This window comes from Micromonospora sp. CPCC 205739, from assembly GCF_036906795.1.
Lineage (GTDB): Bacteria > Actinomycetota > Actinomycetes > Mycobacteriales > Micromonosporaceae > Micromonospora.
The window spans coordinates 427,912-439,038 of the sequence record NZ_JBAKHS010000004.1; the positions used below are offsets into that span (position 1 = coordinate 427,912).

Here is an 11,127-nt window from a genome sequence, read left to right on the forward strand (position 1 = left end):
CCGCCCGCCCGCCGCCGCCCGGCCGCACCGGTGCGGAGGCCGGCATGAGTACGCTGCGCGCGCTGGCCAAGGCGCAGGCGCTGGCCGCCGGGGTGGCCCAGCCGGTGGCCACCGTCCGGCACCTGCACCTGTCCGAGCGGCCGCTGGTGCTGGTGCCGCTGGCCATGGCCGGTGAAGCGAACGCGCCCCTGGCGACGCTGGTCGGCACCGCCCCCGACGAGGCGCGGCTGCTGTTCGTGCCGCAGCCCCGCAACCGGGACCAGCGCTTCCGCTTCGCGGCCGAACTGGCCGCCATCGTGTTGCCGTACCTCGACTCGTTCCGAAGCGTCACCGAGGCGGTGCCGGTCGACCGGGGTCGGGACGTCCGGCACCGGTACGTCGACGCGCCGCAACTGCTGGTGCCGAACCCGGCCGGAATCACCTTCCTGCGGCTGTTCGGCCGCTCCACCCGGTTCCGCCGCCCGGACGGCGACCACCCGGTGCACCCGTCGGTGCCGCTGCTCGGCCGCTGGCTCACCTTCTTCGCCGAGCGGGCCGAGCAGCCCGGCTCGTCGGCGCTGGTGGCGCTGACCGACGCGCTGACCCTGCACTGGGCCACCGGCCAGAGCGTGGTGGAGGACCTGCACCTGCCGGCGCTGCTCGGCTGGATCGACCCGCCGGCCGGGCTGACCGGGGCGCAGGCGGCCGCCCGGGCCGAGGACCCGGCGGTCTGTCCGCCCGCCGGCCCGGCCACCGACCCGGAGTTCGACAACCGGCTGCTCGCCCCGGCCGTCGCCGCGTACGCCGACGCGGGCGACGAGGCGGCGCGCGGCGAGGCGTACGCGGAGCTGGAAAGGCTGTTGCGCGATCAGCTGGCGCCCACCTGGGCGCTGATGTGGCGCGGCGTCGGGCTGCTGCGGGCCCTGCCGCCCGGGGCCCGGGTGGCGGGCCGCTGGGACGGCGACAAGGACGCCTTCACCGGCCACGCCGAGCACGTCGACGCCGGCGGCGGTCCGCAGCCGCGGCGCGACGGCGCGGTGGTGGCCGCCCAGCGGCTGCACCGGCTGGAACGCGCCCTGACCTCGTACGCGGTGCAGCGCGCCTACGACGACCCGCTGGTGATGGCCGAGCACCGGCTGACCGGGGAGGCGTTCGTCGGGGACGTGACGCTGGCCGACCCGAAGCGGGTGGACGACACCGGGAAGCGGCCGGTGCTGCGGCCCCGGATCCAGCTGGTCACCACCGAGCCGGTGCGGGTGCCGGTCGGGGCGACGCTGTACTCGCCGGCCCGGCCCGGGCAGAAGGCGAAGGTGGTCTTCCTGACCCCGGCGGCGGACGGCAAGACCGAGGTGGTGCTGGAGCTCTCCGGCGGGATGGGCCGGGGGCTGAGCGCGCCGCCGGGCAGCGTGCCGGAGGTGGGGGAGCGGCTCTGCTTCACCACCCTGTCCGACGCGTTCCTGCCGGCCGGGGCGTTCCCGGCACCGGAGGAGACCCCGTGGACGCACGGCGGTCCGCCGGCCACCCGCGCCGACGATGCGCCCGCCGCGAGCGACGGCGACCCCGCCGAGGAGTGGGCCTGAGCAGCGGCGGCCCGGGCACCGCCACCGGCTCACCCGCCCTGGTCGGCCCCCGCCGACGGCGCTGCTGACCGCCGCCGCGACCCGCGTCCCTCCCACCCGGACAGCTCGTGGCGCCCGCCGTCGCGCCGGTCGGACCGTCCTGAACGGACCGTCCACCCGGGTTCAACGGCCCTGGCGGCTCGCTACCGTGCTGGCTAGGCTTCGGTGGTTCGCCGCCCGTCACCGGTCCTCACCGTCGAGGTGCGCAGGAGCCGGTCCTCACCGTCGAGGTGCGCACAGGAGAGAGAGCCGGAGCGACCACCGTGCTGCCCGATGACGCCCGTCGACAGGCTGTCGCGCCGCCCCGCCCGAGCCGCTTCCGGCGGGTGGGCGCCCTCGCCGCGACGGTGGTCGTCCTCGTCGAGGCGGTCTGGCTGGCCGCGGCGCTCCCGGGCGCGGCCGGGGCCAGTGACGCCGGCGCGATCACGGTGGCCGTCTGGTCGGCGCTCGCCTGCGCCGGCGCGGCCCGCCGGCATCCCCCGGCGTTGCGCCGGTTCTGGACGCTGCTGGCGGTCACCATGGCCCTCGCCGCCGCCGGTCGTACGCTCTGGGCGGTGCAGCGCCTCGGCGACGAGACGCTGCCGCACACCCCGCTGATCGGGGCCGTCTTCACTGCCGGCATCGTCACCGGCACCGCCGCCCTGCTCTGCTCGCTCGCCGCCCCGCGCAGCGCGGTGGGCCAGGCCCGCACCCTGCTCGACGGGGTGATCGTCGCCCTCGCCCTGATCCCGATCGGCTGGGTGGTGGTGTTCCGGGACATCGCCGACGCCGACCTGGCGGATCCGCTGCGCACCTTCGGCCTGCTCTACCCGATGCTCGACCTGATGCAGCTGACCATCCTGGTGGCGGTGGCCGGCCCGGCCCGCCCGATCTGGCGGCCGCTGACCCTGATCGGCGCCAGCCTGGCCACCCGGGCCGGCGCCGACACGGTCTACGTCTCGCTCGTCGCGCAGGGCAGCTACGTCCCCGGGCACGTGATCGACGTCTGCTGGCCGCTGAGCTACCTGCTGATCGGCGTGGCCACCACGTATCCGCCGCCGGTCGGCCAGGGCGTCGACGAGGCCGTCGAGTCACCGCTGCCGCCCTGGTGGCGGGTCGCCCTGCCGTACCTGCCGGTGGGCGGGGCGATCATCGCGGTGGTGCTGGCCCGGCATCCCACCGGGCAGACCCCGCACCTGGTCTTCATCGGCATGATGACGCTGCTCGGCGCCCTGGCGCTGCGGCAGGGGCTGGCCGCCAACGAGAACCTGCGCCTGGTGGCGCGGCTGCGCCGGCTCGCCTACGCCGACCAGCTCACCGGCCTGCCCAACCGGCTGATGTTCAACCGGCGGCTGCGCCAGGCGTTGCGCGACGGGCCGCCGGTCGCCGTCCTGCTCCTGGACCTCGACGGGTTCAAGCAGGTCAACGACCGGTTCGGGCACGCCACCGGGGACACCCTGCTGACCAGCATCGCCGAACGGATGCGGGACGCGGTCGGCGACGACGGCACCATCGCCCGGCTCGGCGGCGACGAGTTCGCCGTGCTGGTCGACGGGGACCGCCAGGTCGCGCCGGAACGGCTCGCCGAGCGGCTGCTCACCGCCCTGCAACCCTCGGCCGACGAGGAGGACGTGGGCGTGCACCCGTCGGCCAGCATCGGCATCGCCGAGTACGGCCCGCAGCACGCCTCCCACACCGACCTGCTGCGCGACGCCGACATCGCCATGTACGCGGCGAAGGCGGCCGGGAAGTCCGCGTACCGGACCTGCACGCCGGGGCTGCGCGAGTCGGCGGTGACCCGGGCGGAGCTGATCGCCGACCTGCGCCGCGCGGTCGACGAGCAGCAGCTGCACCTGGAATACCAGCCGATCGTCGACCTGGCCACCGGCGCGGTACGCAGCGCGGAGGCGCTGGTCCGCTGGCGGCACCCCCGGCTGGGGCTGCTCGGGCCGGCCGCGTTCCTGCCGCTGGCCGAGGAGACCGGGCTGATCGTGCCGATCGACCGCTGGGTGATCCACGAGGCCTGCCGGGCGGCCGCCACCTGGCGGGAGCGGGCGCCGGAGGCCACCGTGGCGGTGAACATCGCCGCCGCCCACCTGCGCCGGCCGGACCTGATCGCCACCGTCACCGCGGCCACCGCCAGCGCCGGGCTGGCCCCCCGCGCGCTGACCCTGGAGCTGACCGAGTCGGCGCTGATCGACGGCAGCGAGGCGGTGCTGGAGCGGCTGGGTCAGCTGCGCGAGCTGGGCATCCGGATCGCCATCGACGACTTCGGCACCGGCTACTCGTCGCTGAGCTACCTGCACCGCATCCCCGCCACCGACCTGAAAATCGACCGGTCGTTCGTCTCCCGGCTCGACACCGACGCCCGGGCGTACGCGACGGTGGAGATGGTGACCCGGCTGGCCGGCGCGTTCGACCTGGCGGTGGTGGCCGAGGGGGTGGAGACCGAGGAGCAGCACGCGGCGGTCACCGCGATCGGCTGCGTACACGGGCAGGGCTACCGCTACGGCCGCCCCGGCGGCCTGGCCGACCTGCGCCCGGTCGCCGCCCCGGTCTGACCGCCCTCCGCTCGGTTCCGCCGGCGACCGGCCCGAGCCGGTCGGCGGCCGGACGGCCCGGGCCGGGGGAGTCGAAGGTCCCGGCCGGGACAGGGGGTTCGGCCCTGACCGGGACGCCCGTGCCAGCCCAGGATGGGAGGCGACACCAACGACGCCCCCACCACCCCCACGGGAGTTCCGACATGAAGCGACGCACTCTGGACCTGCTGCTCAGCATCGGTGGGCTGGGCCTCGCCGTCCTGCTACTCGTCGCCGGCATCGTCCTGACCTCGAACGCGAACTTCGCCAACGACTACGTACGCGACCAGCTCGGCGCCCAGCACATCTCCTTCAAGCCGGCCGACCAGCTGACCGACGAGGAGAAGAAGGCGGACTGCCTGGTCGAGTACGCCGGCCAGCAGCTGACCACCGGCAAGCAGGCGGAGTGCTACGCCAACGAGTTCATCGGGCTGCACCTGACCTCCATCGCCGGCGGCCGGACCTACGCCGACCTCGGCGAGCCGCAGACCGAGCTGCGCGCCAAGGTGGAGCAGGCCACCAAGACCAACGACCCGGCCCTGGCCGACCTGCAGAAGCAGCTCGCCGAGGTCAGCGCCCAGCGGGACACCGTGTTCAAGGGCGAGACGCTGCGCGGCCTGCTGCTCACCTCGTACGGCTTCAGCGAGTTCGGCCGCAAGGCCGGCCAGGCGGCGCTGGTGACCTTCATCGGGGCGGGGCTGCTCCTGCTGCTGTCGGTCGCCGGTCTGGTGCACGCCTTCCGCACCCCGGCCACCGAGGCCTTCGCCGCCCCGGAGCGGGCGAAGGACCGGGCCACCGCCTGACCCCGACCCGGACGCCCCCGGCCGCCGCCACCCCCTCGGCGGCCGGGGGCGTTCGCCGTCGCGCCGACTTCCCGGGGCGAGGGTGTGACGACCCGCGCAGAATCGGGCTTGACCCTCACGCAACGGCAGGCGGGAGCCTTGGTCGCGGAAGGGAGGGAAACCATGGCGTACACGGTGGGACAGGTGGCGAAGGCGGCCCGGGTCACGGTCCGGACGCTGCACCACTACGACGAGATCGGGCTGCTGTCGCCCAGCGGGCGCACCGCGGCGGGCTACCGCCGCTACGACGACGCGGACCTGGAGCGGTTGCAGCACATCCGGTTCTACCGGGAGCTGGGGTTCCCGCTGGAGGAGATCGCGGCGATCCTCGACGACCCGGCCGCCGACCCGGCGGTGCACCTGCGCCGGCAGCACGAGCTGCTGACCGGGCGGATCGGGAAGCTCCAGGAGATGGTCACCGCGATCGAGCTCGCGATGGAGGCGAGAAGGATGAACATCAACCTGACCCCGGAGGAGCGGTTCGAGGTCTTCGGGGACTTCGACCCGGACGCGCACGCCGAGGAGGCGGAGCAGCGCTGGGGTGGCACCGACGCGTACCGGGAGTCGACCCGGCGCGCCGCCGCCCACACCAAGGAGGACTGGCTGCGGATCAAGGCGGAGAACGAGGACTGGGGGCGGCGGTTCGTCGAGGTGATGGCGTCCGGGGCGCCGGCCGACTCGCCGGAGGCGATGGCGCTGGCCGAGGAGCACCGCCAGTCGATCAGCCGCTGGTTCTACGACTGCTCGTACGAGATCCACACCGGGCTGGCCGACATGTACCTGGCGGACCCGCGGTTCACCGCGTACTACGAGAAGATCGCGCCGGGGATGGCGGCGTACCTGAGCGAGGCGATCCACGCCAACGCGATCACCCGCGCCTGATCCGGTGCGGCGGGTGAACGTCGGGCCTGACAGGCACAATCGTGCCTGTCAGGCCCACCGCCCACCGGAGGTCACCGTGCTCATCGTCGCCGGCAGTCTCTACGTCGACCCGGCCGGGCGGGACGACTACCTGGCCTCCTGCGCGGAGGTCGTCCGGCAGGCGCGCTCCGCGCCCGGCTGCATCGACTTCGCGATCAGTGCCGACCTGGTGGAGCCGGGCCGGATCAACGTCTACGAGCGCTGGGACAGCGACACCCAGTTGCTCGCCTTCCGGGGCTCCGGCCCGGCGGAGGAGCAGACGGCGGCGATCCTCGGCGCCGAGGTGCACCGCTACCGCATCTCCGGCGTCGAGGCCCCCTGACCGCCACCCACCGCCTCAACGCCGCCCGCCGGGCGCTACAGCACCAGGTCGAGGAGAAGGACGCCGAGGAAGCCGACGATCAAGATGATCGTCTCCATCACCGACCAGTTGTCCGGCCCGCGAAGGGACGGGCGATCACATGGGAGCGGCGGTGGGTGACGGCTCCGGCGGCAGGCTGGGGGCCAGCCGTCGCAGCGACGCGAAGGTCGGCACCAGCGCGTCGTACAGCTCGGAGAAGAGCGGGAGCAGCGCGGCGTAGGTCGCGGCGGCGGCCGGGTCGGGTTGTACGGTCTCGTCGATGTCCACCAGGTCGGCCGCCACCTCGATCGACGGGATCAGCCCGAGCGCCTGCATGCCGAGCAGTGCCGCGCCGAAGCTGGAGCCCTCGTGCCCGGCGGGGAAGCGCACCGGCATGCCGAGCGCGTCGGCGAGGATCTGCCGCCACAGCGGACTGCGCGCGAAGCCGCCGCTGGCCCGGATCTCGCGCACCTCGTTGCCCGCCGCGCGCACCGAGGCCAGCACCAGGGCGAGCTGCTGGCACACCCCTTCCAGCGCCGCCCGGACTAGGTGCTCGCGGCGGTGGCCGTGGGTCAGCCCGACGTACGCGCCGCGCGGCAGGGCGCTCCAGTGCGGCGCCCGTTCGCTGAGCAGGTACGGCAGCATGATCAGCCCACCGGAGCCGACCGGGGCCCGCTCGGCCAGCGCCAGCAGCTCCTCCTCGGAGTGCTCGCCCAGCTCCGGCGCGAGCGCGTCACCGGCCCACTGGAGCACGATGCCGCCGTTGTTGATCGCACCGCCGACCACCCAGCGGTCCACGGTCAGCGCGTAGCAGAACACGCCGCCGAGCGGGTCGACGGCCGGCCGTTCGACGGCCACCCGCATCGCCCCCGAGGTGCCGATCGAGCAGGCCACCACGCCGGGCTTGACCGCGCCGAGGCCGAGGTTGGCCAGCGGCCCGTCGCCCGCGCCGACCACCACCGGGGTGTCGGCGGGCAGCCCGGTCGCGGCGGCCGCCGCGGCGGTGAGGCCGGGCAGCACCGTGGTGGTCGGGACCAGCTGCGGCAGCTGCTTCTCGACGATGCCGGCGATGTTCAGCGCCTGCGCGTCCCAGACCAGCTGGTGGATGTCCATCAGCCCGGTGGCCGAGGCCACCGAGTGGTCGGTGACCAGCGCGCCGGTCAGGCGCAGCAGCACGTAGTCCTTGATGCCGACCCAGTGCGTGACCTGCGCGAAGAGCCGCGGCTCCTGCTCGGCGTACCAGACCAGCTTCGGTAGTGGGGCCATCGGGTGCACCGGGGTGCCGGTGCGCCGGTGCAGCGCCAGCCCCGGCGGCGCGGCCCGCAGCCGCTCCGCCTGCGCGCTGGACCGGGAATCCGCCCAGATCACCGACGGGGTGAGCGGGACGCCGTCGGCGTCCAGCCCGATCAGGCTGTGCATGGCGGTGCTGAAGGACAGGCCCGCCACCGGCCCGGGCAGCTCACCGACCACGGTACGGAGGCACTCGACGACGGCGTCGAAGATGGTCGGCGGGTCCTGTTCCGCCCAACCCGGGTGCGGCTCGTTCAGCGGATACTCCACCGCATGATGGGCGAGCTGCTCACCCTCGGTGTCGTAGGCGACCACCTTGGTGCTGGTGGTGCCGATGTCGACGCCCAGCACGACGCTCACCGGCCCACCTCCGCCTGACGTGCCGGGTGGCCCCCGTCGCCGTCCGGCTGCGGCTGACGTTACCGAGGCTTCCGCCACCCCGCAGGGCGCACGGGACGATCCCGCCCGGCATGCTCGCCGCCTGGCCGGCGTCGATCTCTTCGGCCGGCGTGTGACCGGGCGGAACGTGAATCGACGCGGCTGCCTCCACCTATCGTGCTGATTGGTCCCCCGATCGGGTGATTCGCCCGCTTCGGCGAGTCCGGCGGACACGCCGATGCCGTTGATCCGGGTGACACCTCGGTTGGGTGGCTCGCGCGGCGAAGGAGTCGGCGTGGCAGAAACTGATTCGACGGGTTCCACCTGGCGCTACACCTGGGCACGAAAGCAGAACGAGCGCCGGCAGCGGGCATACCGCGAGGCCGAGCGGGCGTGGCGGCAGCGCGACGACGAGCTGCGGCGGCTGCGTACCCTCGCGGTCGGCCTGCAGGGCTCGGTCGCGGCGGGCCACGGGCTGCCCCTGGAACTCGCTCCCGGCGAGGTGGTCTTCTGGGCGCTGCCCGCCGCGCAACTGGTCGAGCTCCGGCACACCGCGGTGTTGCCCGCCCCCGACCTGACCGTCGAGCCGCTGCCGGCGCCGCTGCGCCACCGGCTCCCCGACGGGGTCAAGGTCACCGACGCCGGCGTCGCCGTGATCACCAACCGTCGCCTGGTGCTGCTCGGCGGACGCGGGCGGCGCGATTGGGCGTACGGGAAGATGACCGGGCTGTTGCACGACCCGGCGGCCCCGGTCTCGCTGATCCAGGTCCTCGACCGGCGGCAGACCTGTGGGCTGCTGGTGCCGCCCACTGCGGCGGCCGAGTTCCGGTTCACCCTCACCCTGGCCTTCGCCGACGCCATCGAGCAGCGCGGGGCGGTGATCGCGCAGCTCGGCGAGCTGATCGCCGAACACGAGCAGACCAAACCGTTCCGGCAGGCGATCGCCACCCCCGGGCAGGCCCGGCTGATCGGGCGCCTCCCCGGCGGCCGACGCACCGTCGCCGTCGCCGCCGCGCTCGCCCTGGTCGTACCCGCGGTGCTCCTCGAATCCGACCCGCCCGCCACCACCGCCGCCGACGTCGCGGTCGCCGCCACGCCGGTACCCGCCCGGGTCGCCGCGCCGCGCGCCGCCGCACCGCCGCCGCCCGCCGCCCCGAAGGCGCGCCGCCCGTCCCCCACGCCCGCACCGACGACGTCGGCCGAGCGGCGCTGCGGCGCCCCGGCGAACCCCATCGGGTACGACTTCTGCGCCGGCAAACGCGTCCGCAAACCCGACCACCGGATCTGCGACTGGTTCGACTGCGCACAGGACTTCTGGTCCGGCCGCGGCTACCTGGTGCAGTGCCGGGACGGCGCGGTCAGCCTCACCGGCGGTCGGCGCGACGCCTGCGCCGGCCACCGGGGTGTGCGGCGCACCGTGTTCAGGTGAAGTCGGGCAGGGCGAGCGTGCCGTCGTCGGCGAGCGGGAAGCCCGGGTTCCAGGCGATCTCCCAGACGTGACCGTCGGGGTCGGTGAAGAAGCCGGCGTAGCCGCCGTAGAAGGTCTCCGCCGCCGGGCGGGTGATCCGCGCGCCCGCCCGCGCCGCCGTGGCCAGCACGTCGTCGACCTCGGCACGGGAACGGACGTTCTGCGCCAGCGTCACGCCGCCCGGGCCGACATCCGGCACGCCCGCGTCGGCGGCCAGCTTGTCCCGACCCCACAGCACCACGGCCAGGCCGCCGGCCTGGAAGAAGACGGTCTCCTCGACCTCCTGGCCGCGCCAGCCGAGCCGCTCGTAGAACGCCCGGGCGCGCGGCAGGTCGGCGACGCCGAGAGTGACCAGGCTGATCCGTTGCTCCATGCCTCGGACCGTACCGCCGGGCACCGTCACGTTCTGCCACCGCGTCCCGTCGAGGCGGCATGAAAAGCATCGTCCGCGCCGCCTGCGTCCTGCTCGGAGTGGCCGCCCTGATCGTCGGCGGGTGGGGGCTGGGCCGACCGGAAGGCTTCGCGCAGGCCGTCGACTTTCCCGCCAGCCACCACTTCGTCCACGACGTGGGCGCGTTCCAACTGGGCATCGGGGTGACCCTGCTGCTCGCCGCGATCTGGGCCGACGCGCCCACGGTCGCCCTGGCCGGGTACCTCGCCGGGGCGCTCGCGCACACCGGCACCCACGTCGTCGACCGGCACCTCGGCGGCAGCGCCACCCAGACCGGGCTGGTCGGGTTCACCGCCGTGCTGGCCGCGGTCGCGCTGGTAGCGCGCTGGCGTGAACTCGGGGGAGTGCTCGGCGCGGTCGAGGTCGGCGCAACACCGGTGTGGGCACCCTTCACCCGGCAGAAGACCGTGCTGCTGACCAGCTTCCGCCGCGACGGCACGCCGGTCGGTACGGCGGTGAGCATCGCCGTCGACGGCGAGCAGGCGTACGTGCGCAGCTTCGAACGGGCCGGCAAGACCCGGCGCATCCGCATCGATCCGCACGTCACCGTCGCCCCGTGCACCGGTCGCGGCCGGCCGACCGGCCCTGCCGTCGAGGCCATCGCTCGGCGCCTTGTGGGCGACGAGGAGCGGCACGCCGCTCGGCTGCTGGTTCGCAAGTACCCGGTGCTGCACGGGGTGCTGGTGCCGCTCGCCCATCGGGTCGGACGGCGGCGCACCGGCCGTACCGTCCACTTCGCCCTGACGGTGTCGCTGGACTGACCAGCGCGTTCCGCGGGTAGCGGGACTGTCGCACCATGTACGGCGTGATCAACAGACTGTTCGGCCGGCGCACCGCCAAGAAGTCGAAGAAGCGCGACTGGGCCTACGCCGGCTGTGACGCCTGCGAGTGCGACGGTCCGAACTGCTGCGACCTCGGGCTCTTCTCCTTCCTGCTCACCCTCGGTGCCACCACCGCGCAGGTCAGCCGGGCGCCGGTCGTCGACCGGGCCGGCCGGGCCGCCATCCTCCGCTACCGGCGCTGGCTGTCGCACCGCTGGCCCGGCCAGTGCCGGTACACCCTGACGTGCAGCGCGTACGGCCTCACCGCCGTCGAGCGCTACGGCCTCGCCGTCGGCGGGCGGATGGCGGCCGACCGGCTGCGCCGCTGCCGGCCCGGCGTGCCGCGCGGCACCCACGACCCGGTGCGATAACCCCTCGCCGCCCGTCCCACCCCGGCGCTACCGGGATGCGGGCCAGTGCTCCGCCCTTCAGGGCGGGGGTGAAGGCCCGCGCTGGGAGG

General features: G+C 74.6%; 10 protein-coding genes. 8 read left to right on the forward strand and 2 right to left on the reverse strand.

The genetic code is table 11. The features are described 5' to 3' along the window. The first annotated feature begins 44 nt into the window (after positions 1-44). The 5 genes from V6U88_RS10220 (at position 45) to V6U88_RS10240 (ending at position 6,241) form a co-directional block, all read left to right on the forward strand. Positions 45-1,559, forward strand: a complete 1,515-nt coding sequence (locus V6U88_RS10220; protein ID WP_334451865.1) for a hypothetical protein — start codon at positions 45-47, stop codon at positions 1,557-1,559. 302 nt (positions 1,560-1,861) lie between these two features. Next, on the forward strand, positions 1,862-4,138 hold the full coding sequence (locus V6U88_RS10225; RefSeq protein WP_334451867.1) for a putative bifunctional diguanylate cyclase/phosphodiesterase: 2,277 nt from the start codon (positions 1,862-1,864) through the stop codon (positions 4,136-4,138). A gap of 182 nt (positions 4,139-4,320) precedes the next feature. Next, positions 4,321-4,959 (forward strand): hypothetical protein, encoded by a 639-nt coding sequence (locus V6U88_RS10230; protein WP_334451869.1) that lies wholly within the window; start codon positions 4,321-4,323, stop codon positions 4,957-4,959. Positions 4,960-5,121: 162 nt separating this feature from the next. Next, complete coding sequence (locus tag V6U88_RS10235) at positions 5,122-5,880, forward strand: MerR family transcriptional regulator (protein WP_334451871.1); 759 nt, start codon at positions 5,122-5,124, stop codon at positions 5,878-5,880. A 76-nt stretch (positions 5,881-5,956) separates the two neighbouring features. Continuing rightward, a complete protein-coding gene (locus V6U88_RS10240; RefSeq protein WP_334451873.1) occupies positions 5,957-6,241 on the forward strand; it encodes a putative quinol monooxygenase in 285 nt (94 codons plus the stop codon). 135 nt (positions 6,242-6,376) lie between these two features. On the opposite strand, the gene V6U88_RS10245 is transcribed toward V6U88_RS10240, so the two are convergent. Further along, positions 6,377-7,909: a gluconokinase gene (locus V6U88_RS10245; protein ID WP_334451875.1), complete on the reverse strand. Its 1,533-nt coding sequence runs from the start codon at positions 7,907-7,909 to the stop codon at positions 6,377-6,379. Positions 7,910-8,222: 313 nt separating this feature from the next. Between V6U88_RS10245 and V6U88_RS10250 the strand changes: the two genes are divergently transcribed. After that, positions 8,223-9,356, forward strand: a complete 1,134-nt coding sequence (locus V6U88_RS10250) for a hypothetical protein (RefSeq protein ID WP_334451877.1) — start codon at positions 8,223-8,225, stop codon at positions 9,354-9,356. Here V6U88_RS10250 and V6U88_RS10255 read toward each other — a convergent pair. Then, on the reverse strand, positions 9,349-9,768 hold the full coding sequence (locus tag V6U88_RS10255; RefSeq protein WP_334451878.1) for a VOC family protein: 420 nt from the start codon (positions 9,766-9,768) through the stop codon (positions 9,349-9,351). The two genes, V6U88_RS10250 and V6U88_RS10255, sit on opposite strands and share 8 nt — an antisense overlap. A gap of 59 nt (positions 9,769-9,827) precedes the next feature. On the opposite strand from V6U88_RS10255, the gene V6U88_RS10260 reads away from it, so the two are divergent. Further along, positions 9,828-10,607 carry a PPOX class F420-dependent oxidoreductase gene (locus V6U88_RS10260; RefSeq protein ID WP_334451879.1) on the forward strand — a complete coding sequence of 260 codons (780 nt, stop codon included), beginning with the start codon at positions 9,828-9,830 and terminating at the stop codon, positions 10,605-10,607. 44 nt (positions 10,608-10,651) lie between these two features. Continuing rightward, positions 10,652-11,038, forward strand: a complete 387-nt coding sequence (gene yidD / locus V6U88_RS10265) for a membrane protein insertion efficiency factor YidD (protein WP_334451880.1) — start codon at positions 10,652-10,654, stop codon at positions 11,036-11,038. The last annotated feature ends 89 nt before the right edge of the window (positions 11,039-11,127 follow it).

Bases quoted from the DNA above. Each gene is read 5' to 3' on its own strand.
- V6U88_RS10230 (WP_334451869.1), top strand. From the start codon at position 4,321: ATGAAGCGACGCACTCTGGACCTGCTGCTCAGCATCGGTGGGCTGGGC.
- V6U88_RS10235 (WP_334451871.1), top strand. From the start codon at position 5,122: ATGGCGTACACGGTGGGACAGGTGGCGAAGGCGGCCCGGGTCACGGTC.
- V6U88_RS10255 (WP_334451878.1), bottom strand. From the start codon at position 9,768: ATGGAGCAACGGATCAGCCTGGTCACTCTCGGCGTCGCCGACCTGCCG.
- V6U88_RS10260 (WP_334451879.1), top strand. From the start codon at position 9,828: ATGAAAAGCATCGTCCGCGCCGCCTGCGTCCTGCTCGGAGTGGCCGCC.
- V6U88_RS10220 (WP_334451865.1), top strand. From the start codon at position 45: ATGAGTACGCTGCGCGCGCTGGCCAAGGCGCAGGCGCTGGCCGCCGGG.